We start from the raw sequence: 15654 nt of genomic DNA on the forward strand, positions 1-15654 counted from the left end.
TTGCCATGACCGGAACCGTCACCGCCCTCTTCCGAGACGATTTTTACCTCTCGACCTGCGAAGCACGTGTGACGGCAATCCTGGAAGGCGGCGGCATCCAGCTGGATCAGACCTGCTTTTATGCGACATCCGGCGGGCAACCGGGAGACACGGGTTTTCTCGAGCGTGAGGACGGCAGCCGCATCGACATCGTCGAAACCCGGCACGGCGCGACCAAGGACGTCATCGCTCACATGCCTGCCGGCGGCGCGCCCACGCCGGCGGTCGGCGAGAAGCTCGTGCTGCACATCGACTGGCCGCGCCGCTACCGGCTGATGCGCATGCACACGGCCTGCCACCTGCTGTCGGTCGTCTGCCCCTTCCCGATCACCGGCGCAGCCGTGGGCGAGGAGGAAAGCCGCGTGGACTTCGACATGAGCGAAACGATCGACAAGGACGAGGTCACGGCAGCGCTGATGAAACTCGTCGAAGAGAACCATCCGGTCTACGTGCAGTGGATCACCGACGAGGAGCTGGCCGCCAATCCGGGCATTGTCAAGTCGAAGAACGTCCGCCCGCCGATGGGGCTTGGCCGGGTCAGTCTCGTCTGCATCGGCGAGAATTCATCGATCGACAGCCAGCCCTGCGGCGGAACGCATGTTTCCGAGACGCAGGAAGTGGGTGCGATCCACGTTGCCAAGATCGAGAAGAAGGGCAAGGAAAACAGACGTTTCCGTATACGCTTCGCGACGCCCGAAGATGGGGTTGCGGTCTAGTGCGGGCAGGGAAATTGTTCTTTCACATGAGAAAGCCAGTGGAGTGACGACGATGAATGGTGATAACGAAAACAAGAGCCGCTTTGTCGTTTCTGCGGATTGGCTTGAACAGCGCCTCGATGATCCGTCGGTCAAGATAGTCGATGCCTCCTGGTATCTGCCGGCGCAGAACCGCGACGGGCAAGCCGAATACGCCGCCGCGCACATTCCCGGGGCGGTCTTCTTCGATCAGGACGCGATCGCCGATCGGTCGAGCGCGCTGCCGCACACCCTGCCCTCCCCCGTGGCATTCGCCAACGCCGTGGGCGCAATGGGAATCAGCGAGAACGACACGATCGTCGTCTACGACGGCCCGGGGATTTTCACCGCTCCGAGAGTCTGGTGGATGTTCCGAATCATGGGCGCCAAAAACGTCTTCGTTCTCGATGGCGGGATGGACGGCTGGAAAGCGGACGGCCGGCCGACGACGACCGAGGTCCCGAAATTCAGCCCGCAGGTTTTCAACGCAGTCTTCAACCCGAACGCCGTCACCTCGTTCGAGCGCATGAGAGATGTCGTCGAGCACCGGCTCTCGCAGATTGCCGATGCGCGCAGCGCCGGGCGCTTCGCCGGAGAGGAACCGGAACCGCGGGCCGGCATGCGGTCGGGCCATATGCCGGGTGCAAGGAGCCTGCCTTCGGGCGTATTCTCCGAAAAGGGCAGGTTCAAGGATCTCGATGCGCTGCGCCGGACTTTCGCGGATGCCGGCATCGATCTGACGAAGCCGGTCGTCACGAGCTGCGGCTCCGGCATTACCGCCGCCATCATCACGCTTGCGCTTCAATCCTTGGGACACGAGGACAATACGCTTTATGATGGCTCCTGGTCGGAATGGGGTAGCCGGCCGGATACTCCGGTTGCAATCGGTAAAGAGTGAGAGCCATGCCAAGGTCAAAGCCTGCCGCGATCACGGCGCACGTGACCGAACTCGAAATGACGTCGCCGCCGAAGCAAAGTCTGCCGATGCCGATCAACATCCATACGGCGATCCTGCGCGTTTCGGATATTCCGCTCGCCTATTACCGCTTTCTCTATCTGCGTGTCGGAAAGCGCTGGCACTGGGCGGAGCGCCTGCGCATGAGCGACGACGATCTGGCGGCTATCCTCCACGACAAGCGAACGACGGTCATGGTCCTCTATGTGGACGGTGCGCCGGCGGGTTTCTTCGAATTCCGGCAACTCGACGATGACGTCATCGACCTCACCCATTTCGGGCTCATGGAGCACGCGCTCGGCCTGGGACTTGGTAAGTGGTTTTTGCTGCAGACATTGTTTGCGGCCTGGGCCATGAACCCGCGCAAGGTCACGGTCACGACGAACAATCTCGATCACCCCCGGGCGCTGCAGCTTTACCAGCAGTTCGGCTTTTCTCCGGTCGCGACGCGGGAGACGGTGGTCGAGCCGCTGAGCGACGAGGAACTTCTCACCTTCGCGAAGAAGCTCTGAACGGCTTCAGGATCTTAGATCTAAGTTCGGCAAGTATCGGGTGTCGTTCCCTGACGCCGGTGCGCATCTTTCTCCTGAATTCAGCCAATCGGGAGAAGCGCCATGAAACTCAATTACGTTGCAATGCCCGTCGAAGAGGCGGAGCGGCTAAGGCAAGGCGGGCGGGATGCCTATGGCCACCGGCCCGAGCGGCGCATTTCGGACGGCGACGGCGTGCCGTGCCGGCACTGTCTTCGTAATGTCGATGAAGGCCAGCCTTATCTCGTTCTGGCCTACCGGCCGTTTTCGTCGGTTCAGGCCTATGCCGAAACGGGACCGATCTTCATGCATGCCGAAAATTGCGCGATTCACGACGGAGCCTCCGTGCCGCCGATTCTCGCGTCCAGCAAGAGCTATCTTCTGCGTGGCTACGGGAGTGATGAGCGCATCGTCTACGGCACCGGCGGGGCCGTCGATGCCGAGTACCTCGAACAGCGGGCCGAGGAATTGCTGGCACGGCCGGACGTCGCCTTCGTGCATGTTCGCTCGGGAAAATACAACTGCTACCAGTGCCGCATCGAAGCGGCCTGAGTGGGAGCCCGGCGCTTGACGGCGCCGGGCGGTTCCGCGTGTCAGGCGACGTGAAGGACGGCCTCGGGAGCGTGGGCGTCATAGCCGAGCGCTTCGGCCACGGCCGCATTGGTTACGCGGCCTCGGTGGACATTGAGGCCGGCGCGCAGATGCCGGTCCTCGGCGATCGCCTTGAGGCCGCGGTCGGCGAGCTGAAGTCCGTATTGGAGCGTCGCATTGTTGAGTGCGTGCGCCGACGTGATCGGCACGGCCCCCGGCATGTTCGCGACGCAGTAATGCACGATGCCGTCGACCTCGTAGGTTGGTTCGGAGTGCGTCGTCGCATGCGACGTCTCGAAGCAGCCGCCCTGGTCGATCGCGACATCGACAATGACAGCGCCTTTTTTCATGGCGGACAGCATTTCGCGCGTGACGAGCTTCGGCGCAGCAGCGCCGGGAATGAGCACGGCTCCGATGACCATGTCGGCGGAGAATACTTCCTCTTCCAAGGCATCGATCGTCGAATAGCGCGTATGGACACGGCCGTTGAAGATATCGTCGAGTTGGCGCAGACGCGGCAGGGACCGGTCCAGGATCGAAACGTCGGCCCCGAGACCCGCAGCCATCTTGGCAGCATGCAGGCCGACGACGCCGCCACCGATGATCGCGACCTTGGCCGGAAGAACGCCCGGTACGCCGCCGAGCAGGATTCCGCGGCCTCCATTTGCCTTCTGGAGCGAGGTCGCGCCCGCCTGGATCGCCAGCCGTCCCGCGACCTCGGACATCGGCGCAAGCAGCGGCAACCCGCCGCGCTCATCCGTCACGGTCTCGTAGGCGATCGCCGTGACGCCGGACTTGAGAAGTCCCTGGGTCTGTTCCGGGTCCGGTGCGAGATGAAGATAGGTATAGAGAATCTGGCCTTCGCGCAGTTGCGCCCATTCGGAGGGCTGCGGCTCCTTGACCTTGACGATCATATCCGCCTTTTCGAAGACTTCCCTGGCTGTCGGTACGATCCTCGCACCGGCTGCGCGATAGGAGTCGTCATCCGCCCCGATCCCTGCCCCGGCCTTTGTTTCCACGATGACCTCGTGGCCGTGGGCTACATATTCCCGTACTGATCCGGGCGTAAGGCCGACACGGTATTCATGGTTTTTGATTTCCTTCGGGCAACCGACACGCATCTTCGCGTTCCTCTCCTATCTGTGGGCTTTTTTGCCGCGCTGATGAGGGGTCCAGCAAAGCAGATGGCATTCCGAATGTCCTTGCAAAGACGTGCTCATCCATGCATTGCTTTCGGGAGTTATTGCGCAAAACAGCGACTATTCGAAAGAAGATGCGAATGGCTGGCTTGGATGCTATCGATCGTTCGATTCTGCGCATTCTGCAGCAGGATGGCCGAATCTCGAACGCCGACCTCGCAGGGAGGGTTGGCCTCTCGCCGTCAGCCTGTTCGCGGCGGGTCGATATCCTCGAAAAGTCCGGGACGATCGCCGGTTACCATGCGCGCATCGCCCACAAGGCGCTCGACTACAAGATCATGGTCATCGTGCATATTTCGCTCTCCGGGCAGTTCGCCAAGACGCTTGCGGAGTTCGAAGCAGCGGTGAAGCTCTGCCCCAATGTGCTCGTTTGCTACCTGATGTCCGGGGAATACGACTATATCCTGCGCGTGGCAGCGAAGGATCTGGAGGACTATGAGCGCATCCACCGCGACTGGCTTTCGGCGCTGCCGCATGTGGTAAAGATCAATTCGAGTTTTTCGCTGCGCGAGGTCATCGACCGCCCCAATGTCGGCATCTGAGACCGTGATCCGCCGAGACGCGGCGGTAACCCCGTCTGCAAAAATCAGCCGCTTTGCGTAGCCCGGCCATTCCGCCATAGTTACGCTTATCTGAACGCGCTTTCGAGGGGAGATCACCGATGACCGTCTTGCATACCATTTCGCGCCGGACCCTGCTCGGCGGTCTTGCCGCCACGTCGGCATGTGTCGTGCTGCATCCCTTCGCGACCCGCGCGGCTGCAAACCAGGCGCATCTCAGGATCATGGAAACCACGGACCTGCACGTCCATGTCTTTCCCTACGACTACTATGCCGACAAGCCGAACGACACGCTCGGCCTGGCGCGCACCGCTTCGATCGTCGACGCCATCCGCGCCGAGGCGACGAACGCGATCCTCGTCGACAATGGCGATTTTCTTCAGGGAAATCCGATGGGCGATTACATCGCCTACAAGCGCGGCATGAAGGAAGGCGACATGCATCCGGTCATCGCCGCGATGAACGTACTCGGCTACGACTGCGGCACGCTGGGCAATCACGAGTTCAATTACGGCCTGGACTTCATGTTCAACGTGATCAACGGCGCAAACTTTCCGATCGTCTGCGCCAACCTGACCAATGGCGCCATGGCCGCCGCCCCGCGCCAGGACAAGCTCTTCCTGAAGCCCTACGTGATCCTCGACCGGAAAGTTAAGGACGGGGCCGGTCAGGAACACCCGATCCGCATCGGCCTCATCGGGTTCGTGCCGCCGCAGATCATGACCTGGGACGCCAAGAACCTGGAGGGCAAGGCGAATGCGCGCGACATCGTCAAGACCGCGCAAGCCTGGGTGCCGCAAATGCGCGAGGAAGGTGCCGACATCGTCATCGCTTTGTCCCATTCCGGCATAGGGCAGCAGGCCTATGCCGAAAATCTCGAAAACGCGTCCATACCCCTGGCGGCAATCGAGGGTATCGACGCCATCGTCACCGGCCACAGCCACCTCGATTTTCCGGGGCCCAAGTTCGACGGAACGCCGGGCGTGGACAATGCCAAAGGGTTGATTTCCGGAAAGCCCGGCGTCATGGGAGGCTTCTGGGGATCGCATCTCGGCCTCATCGATCTCCTGCTCGAACGCGACGGGGGTGAGTGGCGTGTGATCGGTTCGACAAGCGAGGCGCGGCCCATCTTTCGCCGGGAAGAAAAGAAGGTGATCGCCGAGGTCGGTGACAAGCCGGAAGTGCTGGCAGCCGCGCAGAAGGACCACGAAGCGACGCTCGCCTATGTCCGCACCCCCGTCGGCAAAACCTCGGCACCGCTCTACTCCTATTTCGCGCTCGTCGCGGACGATCCGTCGGTGCAGATCGTGAGCCAGGCCCAGACCTGGTATATCCGCGACATGCTCAAGGACACCGAGCACCGCGACCTGCCGGTCCTCTCCGCCGCGGCGCCGTTCAAGGCCGGCGGGCGCGGCGGCGCCGAGTACTATACGGACGTTCCAGCGGGCGACATCGCCATCAAGAACGTTGCCGACCTCTACCTCTATCCGAATACGGTGCAGGCGGTCGTCATCACCGGCGACGAGGTGCGCAACTGGCTCGAAATGTCCGCCGGCATCTTCAACCGGATTGCGCCGGGATCAGCCGATGCAAGCCTGATCAATGGCGACTTCCCTTCCTATAATTTCGACGTGATCGACGGTGTCACCTACCAGATCGACCTCTCGCAGTCCGCGAAATACGACAAGGACGGCAACGTGGCGAACCCGGCGGCCAGCCGCATCCGCGACCTGAAATTCGATGGCAAGCCGATAGATCCCAAGCAGAGATTTGTCGTAGCGACCAACAACTACCGTGCCGGCGGCGGCGGCAATTTTCCCGGCATCACCGGCGACAAGGTCGTCTTCGTCGCGCCCGACACCAACCGTGACGTCATCGTGCGCTACATCGTCGAACAGGGAACGATCAACCCCTCTGCGGACGCGAACTGGACATTTGCGCCGCAGAAGGACACGAGCGTGCTGTTCGATAGCGGTCCGAACGCGCGTCGATTCCTGGCAGAGGTCAAGGCGGTGAAGATCGAGGATGCAGGCGACGGCAGCGACGGTTTCGCCCGGTTCAGGATCAAGCTTTGACTCGCGATGCGGGCGGAAAGCCGAACATGCTTTTCCTCATCCGGCTCGGCTTGTTTGATTGCCTGGTCCCTGTGCTCGTCACAGGTACCGGACGTCAGACTGGCCGGGACTGAGCGTCGTCGGCAAAAAGGGCCGCGCGCTGCTCGTCGATGATCTGCCGTCCCTTGCGCAACGCCGAGTCGATGGCGTCCTGCTCGGAGGTGAAGAGATCTGCCCGGATGAAGCTGCGGACTTTCGTTGCACCGTCAGGCATCGACTTTTCGATACTGCCGGCAAGCCGGTACTGCGACCCCTCGCGCTGAGGCGTCGCGCGGATTACGCAATCCGCATAGTTCTCGGACTTGCCTGCCGCAGGCTGCGCCTGCGTTTCAGAGCCGCCGGAGCGACCGAATAATTTCGAGAAAAACGATGCCATGTCTCACAGTTAGCTGTGCTCGCCGGCCCTGTCAAAGCGAAAATTGGTGAACCGGCGCCGGTCACGTGCCGCCTTCTCAAATGACGAAGTTGGCCAGCATCTCGTTGTCGGTGATATCCTGGTAGCGCAGCCCCGCTGCATCGAAACGCTGTTTGAGGACCGGAAAATTCTCGGCGTGCTTCGTCTCGATACCGATAAGCACGGAGCCGAAGTTTCGGGCCGATTTTTTCAGATATTCGAACCGGGCGATGTCGTCCTCCTCGCCCAGGAGACCGAGGAAATCGCGAAGCGCGCCCGGGCGCTGCGCCATCCGCAGGATAAAGTATTTCTTGAGCCCCGCATGGCGCATGGCCCGCTCCTTCACGTCCGGCAGACGCTCGAAGTCGAAATTGCCTCCGGAAACGACCGCTACGACGATCTTGCCTTCGAGACTGTCGCGGCCAAGCGCTTCCAGTGCGGTGACTGCAAGCGCGCCGGCCGGTTCGAGAACCACGCCCTCGACATTGAGCATTTCGGTGATCGTCAGGCAGATCGCATTCTCCGGCAGCAGCAACACCTGCTCCGGCGAAAATCTCCGGAGCGCAGCAAAGTTCAGGTCGCCGATCCGTGCAACCGCCGCGCCATCGACGAAATTGTCCACCTGGTCGAGCGTAACGACGCTGCCGAGTTCCAGGCTGCGCCTGAAGCTCGGCGCCCCCTCCGGTTCACAGAACAGAAAGCGATCGGCCGAGAGACTGTCGCCCAAATAGCCGGTCACGCCGGCGGCCAGCCCGCCGCCGCCGACGGGCAGGACGACGAGATCGGCGACGAGGCCGGCAGGCAATTGTTCGGCTATCTCCGCTGCAACCGTGGCCTGGCCTTCGATGATATCCTCATGGTCGAAGGGCGGCACCATGACGCCGCCGATCGCTTCCACATGCTCGCGCGCCGCCTTGTAGCATTGATCGAAAATATCGCCGACGAGGCGGATCGTGATGAATTCGGCCCCGAACATGCGCGTCTTGTCGATCTTCTGCTGGGGCGTCGTCACGGGCATGAAGACGACGCCGGGAACGCCGAAGTGACGGCAGACGAAAGCAAAGCCCTGAGCGTGATTGCCTGCGGACGCGCAAACGAAGGTCTTCCCGGCCGCTCCGGAGCCGAGCGACTTACGGAAGAAATTGAAGGCGCCGCGGATCTTGTAGGAGCGCACCGGCGAAAGGTCCTCGCGCTTCAGGAAGACGGTCGCCCCATAGCGCGCGCTCAGGTGCTCGTTGAGCTGAAGCGGCGTCGGCGGAAAGATTTCGCGCATTGCCGCTGCCGCTTTTTCAACATCCTGCTTCATCACGTGACTTCACCCGTTGAGTTTGCCGATGGCAGTCGCTATTGCACATTGCCGCGCCGGAGACCATCGATTTGACACGAATCGGTCACGCACGGCACTATCGCGCCCGCTTCGGGCGATCGCCGGCCCACCGACAAACCGCTTGCAGGAAATCAAGAGCTTGAACGCGAATCTGATCCGGCATGCTGTCCATCTCGCGGCGATCCTGGGGCTCTATCTCTCCGGCGCGATGCTGATTCCGGCTCTGGTCGATCTCTATTACGGCCACGCGGACTGGCAGGTCTTCGCCGTGACGGCCTTCATGACGGGCGCAATCTCGTCGACGACGTTCATGGCGACACGCGCAGGTCCTCCGCCCTTCTCGAAGAAATTCGGCTTCTTGGTGGTGAACATCCTGTGGATCGTGTTTTCGATCGTCGGCGCCATTCCACTCTGGCTTTCCTCGGTGAATTTGGATTTCGCCCAGGCCCTGTTCGAGTCCGTGTCGGCGGTAACGACGACCGGCTCGACCGTAATCGTCGGGCTCGATGACGCGCCGCCCGGCCTCCTGCTCTGGCGGTCGCTCCTGAGCTGGTTCGGCGGCATAGGCATCGTCGTTCTCGGCCTGTTCATCATTCCCTATCTGCGTGTCGGCGGCATGTCCTTCTTCAAGATGGAATCCTCCGACACCAGCGACAAACCCTTTGCCCGGCTCGCAAGCTTCGGCCGCGCCTTCCTCGTCGTATACGTATCGATAACTCTGCTGTGCGCGATCAGCTACGCCATGCTCGGGATGAACAGGTTCGACGCGATCAACCACGCGATGACGACCGTCGCGACAGGCGGCTTTTCGACTCACGATGCGTCATTCGGCTACTTTTCCAGCATTCCCCTGCTCTGGGTCAGCACGTTCTTCATGACGCTCTGCAGCCTGCCCTTCTCCATCCTGATCGTGCTCGTCGTGCGCGGACGGCTGGACGCGCTCCGCGATCCTCAGATCATAGTATTTCTGGGCTATCTCACGGCATTCTCGGTTGCGGTTGCCGCCTATCACCGGCTCGCCAACGGTGTCGAGTTCCACCTGGCGCTTACCTATGCCTTCTTCAATATCACGTCGATACTGTCGACCACGGGCTATGCGAGCGAAGACTACAGCCTTTGGGGACCGTTCGCGGTGATGGTCGCGTTCATATGCACCTTCATCGGCGGTTGTTCGGGCTCGACGGCGGGCGGCATGAAGGCCTATAGGTTCGTCGTTCTCTTCAACGCCATTCGGTCTGCCCTGAACAAGCTCGTCTACCCGAATGCGATTTATGCGGTCCGGTACGGGAAGAATACGGTCGACGCGGACGTGCAGCGCGCCATCCTGCTGTTCTTCATCACCTATATCCTGCTCTGGGTCTTCGGCAGTCTGGTCATGGGCGCCCTCGGCTATGATCTCGTCACGGCCGTGTCGGCCGTGATCACGTGCCTCTCCAATGTCGGCCCCGGCCTCGGCAACCTTATCGGCCCTGCGGGCAATTTCTCGACACTCCAGGATCCCGAGCTCTATCTGCTGTCGCTGATGATGCTGCTCGGGCGTCTGGAAGTCCTGACCGTCCTCGTCGTGCTCACTCCGATCTTCTGGAAGCAGTAACGGCCGCCGCCCGCTTCAGCCTTGCCTTGACTTGGGGTGCCAAATACCGAAAGCTCAGAGCGATCGGGCATTCTGGAAAAGCGCGATGCCGAAATACCTGCTCCTGCTGGCGGCCCTCACGAACGCCACCGTCATGCTTGCCGACACGCAGGCAGAGGCGGGTCCGCTTGCCGACGCTGCGGCGAAGGCCGAACAGCAGGCGAGCTCCGGCGATGCCGCCGGCGCGCAGGAAACCTTGCGCAAGGCCGTAGGCGACTTTTCGCAGACCCTTCCCTTCGCCATCGGCAAGGCGGTCTTCGTCACAGAAGCACCGGCGGGCTTTGCAATGTACGAGCCCCGGCCCGACCCGGTATTCGAAGCCGGCGAAACGCTCATATCCTATGTCGAGCCCGTGGGACTTACCTGGAAGGAAGCAAGCGACGAGGGCAAGCTCGAGACACGCTTCACGGTCGACTTCGACATCCTGAACCCGAAGGGAGAGGTGCTCGCCAGCCAGAAGGCGTTCGGCGACTTCACCTTCAAGGGCTATCAGCGCAACCAGGAAATCTATGCGACCCTGAGGATCGACGTCGCCGGGGCGCCATCCGGGAACTATGTGCTGCGCTACCGCTTCAACGACACCAACAGCGGCAGGAGCGCAAGCGTCGATCAACCGTTCGAGATCTCCGGCTCTTGAGAGTTGCCGATCTCAGCCGGTAGCATGCCGGAATCGAAAGGCGGAGCACTTGGCTGGTGGGAGAATCTGGCGGCTCTGGTGCGGACGACGGGACGGACTGCCGGGGCCCGCGGGTGAGTCGCGCGTAGTTTTTGAGTTGGTGGGCAATAGCCCGGTTTTAACCCCGTCTAACCGGCCGCCGCTGATCTCGGCGCGACCGCCCACCATCCCGGAGCCGGAGTCGAAACACCGGTTTCGACCCCATTGCAGCCATCCGAACCTGCTCGCGCCATGGCGCAACTCGGCCCTAAGCGGACGTCTAGAACCAATATTGTTTCATCCGTGTCAGGAAATTGACCGTCGTCACGGGGAAGTCGGAGGCGTCACCGATGACGGAATCAATGCCGCAGCGTGGGCAAAGAGCGGTGCGGTCATCGTCCACCCAATCATCAATCTCGTTAGGTGGGAAGGTTGAGCAGCAGTAGAAGCAGCCACAGAGTGAACTCGTTTCGATTTCCGCTCGATGGTTAGCACTATGCTTGTGCGCTAGGGCGATATCGTCTTCCATATACTACCATTATTTAAGCGTATTAGGCGTTGTCCGGTGGTGGCTTACTATGGCGCTTCAGCGACATGGCGGCAGTCGGCCGCTTGCGGTCGTTGGCGACAAGCACCACGAAGTGCTCGATTGGGCCAAAGCGGCGGTTTGCCCCGCAATACAGTTACGGCTCAGCAGTCGAACTTCCTCATCGGGAAATAATCTATCTTGTGCGCTGAATGGAGCAACATTCTAACCAATCTTGCGGGAGCACGTTGACGGCGACGTCTGATGGCAATTGGTAAAATTCCATCAGACGATAGCTCCACGCGTAAGGAACACAGCCTTTCAATGCTGCGGAGTGGAGAAAAAACTGAAATTCACGCGGTGCCTCTCGAATCGAACGAAAGAACGTGTGCTGAATGGCAACGTCTGCGTTGAACTCGATAATTCTCTCACGCCTGATCCAGTCTGCGTAAAGTCCGACTGAAATCACGGAGAGAAGCAGCCCGGCGACCACGAAAACTGGAAGCCTGTAGGGTGATCTAATATGCGAACTGGAGGCGGATAAAACGAATGCTGCTATAGCAAAACTGCCGGGGACAGCGATTTTCCAATAAGGGGCTCCGAGACGGTCAGACCAAATCGTCATGAGTAGTAAAGGGGCCAACACGTCGCCAAATGCCAAAAAATGGTAAGGCCGCAGTAGGCAAGAACGGACAGTCCGAGGGATGAATTGAACTTCATAGTGCATTCGCAACTCTGGCCGTCATTGGCCGTTTTCCAGCTTTTGCCAGCCCGCATTTAGATTTATTGCAATGACCGCTCCTGGCGCATCAGCGCCGCGGCGGCCTGGATTCAAAGGCGTTTGCGGGTCCAAGGCGGTCATCTGTCGGAGGTCAGCCTCTCACTTTGCTGCGTCGACCAAGGCGCGTAAAGCGGCCCCCTTCAGGACGAAATGAACCTTGTCTTCACCGTGAGCACCGAGACGCCTATAAAGAGCTTGAGCGGCAAAGTTCTCGTGACTGGTCGACCATTCCACGCGCGTCATCCCTCGTTCTATCGAGGTTTTGGCGATCTTCTGCATCAAGCTCCGGGCGACACCCATTCGGCGTCCGCCCTCACGGACGTAGATTTGCTGGATGTAAGTGAATGGTACGAGGCCGGCGACAGGGTACATCGTGCCGAATGTCGCGAAGCCGAGAAGTTTCTCCTCCTGCTCCGCAAGGAGAATATCGACCAGCTTCGAGTTGGAGATAATGCTTCCCATAATATCGAGACCCACTGCAACTGCTGCCCCATAGAACTCCGTCATCTCTGTCATCAATACGGAGAGCTTCTCGGCGTCATCATCCTGGAAGGGGCGGATAGTGATCAATGTGAGCAGTCCAGTTCAAGCAGGTTGACGAGAGATTAGGTGTTTCTTGAACCTTTGCAATGACCGCTGTTGGCGCAAACTAGCCATCTAGCACGTGGCGTCAAACCTCCGCAGTCCCCCACAGCGGGAGTCTATGTCCGGTGGCGGCTTACGACAGCGGCCGAGCAGATGATCGTTTCGCCTCCGTAATATCGTATTATGCTTCCCGGGGGACAATCGGGGCGGGACAATACGGCAACGATAGGACCAAATGTAGGGCCAAGCGCGTTTTTGTATTTAGCGACGCGTGCAGTGATATTTTCGATTTTACCAACAAAATCAACGTGGTGCGGACGACGGGAATCGAACCCGTACGGTTTCCCGAGGGATTTTAAGTCCCTTGCGTCTACCAGTTTCGCCACGTCCGCCCGCAGCCTAAATCAAATACTTAGTCGATTCAGTCAAGGCAATGTTTTGCGAACGGCGTTTTCCGGACAATCCCAGCGAGATCGCTGAGGCAACGCCAGAATTTCACATCATGCGAAAGCGCCGTGCGTCTGAAATGACGCACGGCGCAAGAAACGACACCAATTTAGCCGCGAAGCGTAAATGGATTGGCTTACCGACCTCGGCCGGTCTTCGAGCTTTCTTGTGATTGTCCCGCGCCGCGGCCGCCGCGAGCTACGCCCTTGCCATGGGAGCTGCCGGGGTTCCTTGGATCTGCGCCGTTACCCCAGCCGTTGTTGCCTTTAACCTTCCCGCCACCGCCGCCGCCGGACTTGGCGATTGCGTTTGACGTCAGGCTGGTGGAAAGCAACATTGTTACTGCAGGAGGTGTCACAACGGCGAAACGACCGCAATTTTTCAGAAACTCTCGCCGGTCTTCATCGCTCGTTGATAGTGGTTCGTGTGGTACTTCGGGCATGAACGCCTCTCCTTCGGGTTGCATCGATTACACCCGTAGAGATTGCCATCGCAGCCCGGCGTTGAACATATGGGGTACGATATAGAACCAAAGAGAGCGGTTGGGGACCTGGCTCAATCCTGAGTTCCGGCTTTCGAACGCATATACGCCGCACCGGCACGGCCCAGACGGCGCGTCGCGTAGGTCGAGGCACGAAGCGTGAGCAGAAGGTCGACGAAAGCCGCTCCCTACGATTACCGACCATGCCGCGCGAAATCAGGCCGGGCTCTCGTCGGAGGCCGAGAGCGCGGCACCGGGCAGATAGAGCGAAATCGGCCGAATCTCGTAGACGGCGGTCGGGTTGACGCGGCGCAATTCGCGCGCCGTCTCGACGGCGGCTTCGAGGTTCGGGCAATCGACCACGTAGAGGCCGAGCAACTGCTCCTTGGTTTCGGCAAAGGGACCGTCGATGATCATGCCGGCACCCTCGCCCCGCAGCGTCACGGCGTCCCTGGTCGAGCCAAGCCGTGCGGCCGGCCCCAATCGCTTCTGCCGGACGAGGCGATCATTGACCTGCAGCAGATCGTCCATCAGCTTGGCATCTGCCTCCCCGGTCCAGGATTCGACCACTTCTTCCTCGTGATAGGCCAATATCGCGTAGAACATGGATCCCTCTACAATCTCCCATACGGTGCCCAGGTCAGGCACAACGACATGCACGCGATTGCATAGTCACGCGGGATGCGAAGCAACCCCGATGAAACGCCCTCGTGAATCGAGGCGATTAGATCGTTTCCGGAGCGCGCGGGCAAGCCCAGCTGCGTCAGCCGCTCGATGTGCTCAAAGCTCGCCTTTGGTCACCTTTGGAGGAACACGGCCGGTGTGATGGATCGGATTGTCCGATCCTGCGCCTTCGGTCGGTTTCTCTTTCTTTGTGGTCTGGCCACTCCTGGCCGGCGGCTCGTCTGCCTCCTCGGTGCCGGACTCTGCGCCCTGGTCCGGGAGCGGCTGTTGCTCCATATCCATTTCTTTCGGTTCCGGTTTCCATGTGGGAGACGGCATCGGCTGGTCGGTCAGATCGTCATGTTTGGGATCGCTCATGGGCTCGCTCCTTTCGGTCTTACCAGATCAACCCCGGACATTTCTGAAGGTTCCTCATGGCCTGCCCGGTCCGTTCGAGGATCGCGGATGGCGTCTGCCCAAGAAATTTTGCAACCCCTGATTCGCCAGGGGTTCAATCGCGGCATGTCAATGGCAAGATAATGCAGGGCTCAATGGCATCCCTGATGATGACTAGGAGGGTGGGGCGTGCGTTCACTGCAAGCGTTCGGCGGCATCGCCTTGCTTCCCGAAGACCTGGACACGCTGCAGCGCGTGTTCGACATGCTGTGTCGCGAACATCGATGGCCCCGCGAGAGCGCGCAGGCTCGACGGTTCGGGAGGATGCTGATCCGGGAATATCAGGCCGGCACGACAGATGAGGGACTTCTTCTGCGAGCCGGGCAAGCCTTCGTCAGCCAGGCCAACGCACAAAAGAGATTGGCCTGAACAGAAATCCCGGCCGTGCGGCGAGGAGCCGGTCAATGACCGGCTCAGTGATAGTAGAAACAATCGCAGTCGGCTCTCGTGGCGTCCTCTCCCCTCCACACTCTGACCGCCAGCTTCGACGACTCGCCGGTCTCCTCGAGCCGCAATCCCAACAGCGAAACCGCCGCCGCCTTGGGATTCGGCGCGTCTATTTCGATGACCGATCCGACCTGGTGAACGCCCAGGCGTGCAGTCCAGGTAAAGATCTGAACATTGTAATGCATGGAAATTCTCCATTTCAGTCGCCGGCCGTGCCGGTCACATAGCCAAGGACAACTGCCCCGCGTCAATTGCCCTCCAACGCAACATCGTCAGCCATCCTCTACGGTCGCTTCCGGTCGATCGCCGCCGTCGGCATGCTCGAAATGCCAGTTTCCCTTCTCATCCTGGAAGCTGATCTCCTCGTCGTCGCCACCGACCTGCTGTTCGGCTGCTGCAGCTTTGGCGGCCGCTAGCGCCATCTCGCGACTGGGAAAGGGCTCTGAATATGCATCGGCTGCCTTGTAGGCCCAGCCTCCATCGTGTGGAACGATGAAATATGTGATCTGCACCATCCTTCACTCCCATGGATGTTCA

18 protein-coding genes and 1 tRNA gene are annotated in these 15654 nt (G+C 60.4%); 9 read left to right on the plus strand and 10 right to left on the minus strand.

Features of this window, described 5'->3' with window-relative positions:
- The first annotated feature begins 5 nt into the window (after nt 1–5).
- The 4 genes from AC5J09_RS20450 to AC5J09_RS20465 all read left to right on the plus strand — a co-directional run bounded on the left by AC5J09_RS20450 (nt 6) and on the right by AC5J09_RS20465 (nt 2810).
- Entirely contained in the window at nt 6–755 is a 750-nt protein-coding gene (locus tag AC5J09_RS20450; protein ID WP_494298365.1) for an alanyl-tRNA editing protein, read from the plus strand.
- A 52-nt stretch (nt 756–807) separates the two neighbouring features.
- Nucleotides 808–1671, plus strand: a complete 864-nt coding sequence (gene sseA, locus AC5J09_RS20455; protein WP_494298366.1) for a 3-mercaptopyruvate sulfurtransferase — start codon at nt 808–810, stop codon at nt 1669–1671.
- Between the two features lie 5 nt (nt 1672–1676).
- Complete coding sequence (locus AC5J09_RS20460) at nt 1677–2240, plus strand: GNAT family N-acetyltransferase (protein WP_018094935.1); 564 nt, start codon at nt 1677–1679, stop codon at nt 2238–2240.
- Between the two features lie 102 nt (nt 2241–2342).
- Nucleotides 2343–2810 carry a DUF1203 domain-containing protein gene (locus tag AC5J09_RS20465; protein WP_494298367.1) on the plus strand — a complete coding sequence of 156 codons (468 nt, stop codon included), beginning with the start codon at nt 2343–2345 and terminating at the stop codon, nt 2808–2810.
- A 41-nt stretch (nt 2811–2851) separates the two neighbouring features.
- Here AC5J09_RS20465 and ald read toward each other — a convergent pair whose 3' ends face one another.
- Nucleotides 2852–3970: an alanine dehydrogenase gene (gene ald, locus AC5J09_RS20470; protein WP_338283053.1), complete on the minus strand. Its 1119-nt coding sequence runs from the start codon at nt 3968–3970 to the stop codon at nt 2852–2854.
- 158 nt (nt 3971–4128) lie between these two features.
- On the opposite strand from ald, the gene AC5J09_RS20475 reads away from it, so the two are divergent.
- Together AC5J09_RS20475 and AC5J09_RS20480 are read left to right on the plus strand one after the other, a co-directional pair.
- On the plus strand, nt 4129–4590 hold the full coding sequence (locus tag AC5J09_RS20475) for an Lrp/AsnC family transcriptional regulator (protein WP_018094938.1): 462 nt from the start codon (nt 4129–4131) through the stop codon (nt 4588–4590).
- Between the two features lie 119 nt (nt 4591–4709).
- A complete protein-coding gene (locus AC5J09_RS20480; protein ID WP_494298368.1) occupies nt 4710–6683 on the plus strand; it encodes a bifunctional 2',3'-cyclic-nucleotide 2'-phosphodiesterase/3'-nucleotidase in 1974 nt (657 codons plus the stop codon).
- A 94-nt stretch (nt 6684–6777) separates the two neighbouring features.
- On the opposite strand, the gene AC5J09_RS20485 is transcribed toward AC5J09_RS20480, so the two are convergent.
- Together AC5J09_RS20485 and ilvA are read right to left on the minus strand one after the other, a co-directional pair.
- The gene (locus AC5J09_RS20485) at nt 6778–7098 is read right to left on the minus strand and encodes an HlyU family transcriptional regulator (protein ID WP_100674251.1); all 321 of its coding nucleotides are present in this window, start codon (nt 7096–7098) and stop codon (nt 6778–6780) included.
- Nucleotides 7099–7174: 76 nt separating this feature from the next.
- Nucleotides 7175–8422 (minus strand): threonine ammonia-lyase, encoded by a 1248-nt coding sequence (ilvA, locus tag AC5J09_RS20490; protein WP_494298369.1) that lies wholly within the window; start codon nt 8420–8422, stop codon nt 7175–7177.
- 160 nt (nt 8423–8582) lie between these two features.
- Between ilvA and AC5J09_RS20495 the strand changes: the two genes are divergently transcribed.
- Together AC5J09_RS20495 and AC5J09_RS20500 are read left to right on the plus strand one after the other, a co-directional pair.
- Nucleotides 8583–10037 carry a TrkH family potassium uptake protein gene (locus AC5J09_RS20495; RefSeq protein WP_494298370.1) on the plus strand — a complete coding sequence of 485 codons (1455 nt, stop codon included), beginning with the start codon at nt 8583–8585 and terminating at the stop codon, nt 10035–10037.
- Between the two features lie 85 nt (nt 10038–10122).
- The gene (locus tag AC5J09_RS20500) at nt 10123–10713 is read left to right on the plus strand and encodes a hypothetical protein (RefSeq protein ID WP_100674249.1); all 591 of its coding nucleotides are present in this window, start codon (nt 10123–10125) and stop codon (nt 10711–10713) included.
- A gap of 1424 nt (nt 10714–12137) precedes the next feature.
- On the opposite strand, the gene AC5J09_RS20505 is transcribed toward AC5J09_RS20500, so the two are convergent.
- The 5 genes from AC5J09_RS20505 to AC5J09_RS20525 all read right to left on the minus strand — a co-directional run bounded on the left by AC5J09_RS20505 (nt 12138) and on the right by AC5J09_RS20525 (nt 14592).
- Nucleotides 12138–12608, minus strand: coding sequence for a GNAT family N-acetyltransferase (locus AC5J09_RS20505; protein ID WP_494298371.1), 471 nt, complete (start codon nt 12606–12608; stop codon nt 12138–12140).
- Nucleotides 12609–12932: 324 nt separating this feature from the next.
- Nucleotides 12933–13015, minus strand: a tRNA-Leu gene (locus AC5J09_RS20510).
- Between the two features lie 191 nt (nt 13016–13206).
- The gene (locus AC5J09_RS20515; protein WP_018094956.1) at nt 13207–13512 is read right to left on the minus strand and encodes a hypothetical protein; all 306 of its coding nucleotides are present in this window, start codon (nt 13510–13512) and stop codon (nt 13207–13209) included.
- A 255-nt stretch (nt 13513–13767) separates the two neighbouring features.
- Nucleotides 13768–14157 carry a YciI family protein gene (locus tag AC5J09_RS20520; protein WP_494298372.1) on the minus strand — a complete coding sequence of 130 codons (390 nt, stop codon included), beginning with the start codon at nt 14155–14157 and terminating at the stop codon, nt 13768–13770.
- 174 nt (nt 14158–14331) lie between these two features.
- Nucleotides 14332–14592 carry a hypothetical protein gene (locus tag AC5J09_RS20525; RefSeq protein WP_324763405.1) on the minus strand — a complete coding sequence of 87 codons (261 nt, stop codon included), beginning with the start codon at nt 14590–14592 and terminating at the stop codon, nt 14332–14334.
- Nucleotides 14593–14799: 207 nt separating this feature from the next.
- On the opposite strand from AC5J09_RS20525, the gene AC5J09_RS20530 reads away from it, so the two are divergent.
- Nucleotides 14800–15039 carry a hypothetical protein gene (locus tag AC5J09_RS20530; protein ID WP_324763406.1) on the plus strand — a complete coding sequence of 80 codons (240 nt, stop codon included), beginning with the start codon at nt 14800–14802 and terminating at the stop codon, nt 15037–15039.
- 44 nt (nt 15040–15083) lie between these two features.
- On the opposite strand, the gene AC5J09_RS20535 is transcribed toward AC5J09_RS20530, so the two are convergent.
- Complete coding sequence (locus AC5J09_RS20535; RefSeq protein WP_494298373.1) at nt 15084–15302, minus strand: hypothetical protein; 219 nt, start codon at nt 15300–15302, stop codon at nt 15084–15086.
- A gap of 87 nt (nt 15303–15389) precedes the next feature.
- Nucleotides 15390–15632 (minus strand): DUF2188 domain-containing protein, encoded by a 243-nt coding sequence (locus tag AC5J09_RS20540; protein WP_003528075.1) that lies wholly within the window; start codon nt 15630–15632, stop codon nt 15390–15392.
- Between the last annotated feature and the right edge of the window lie 22 nt (nt 15633–15654).

The sequence above is a fragment of the Sinorhizobium sp. genome (genome assembly GCF_059070375.1).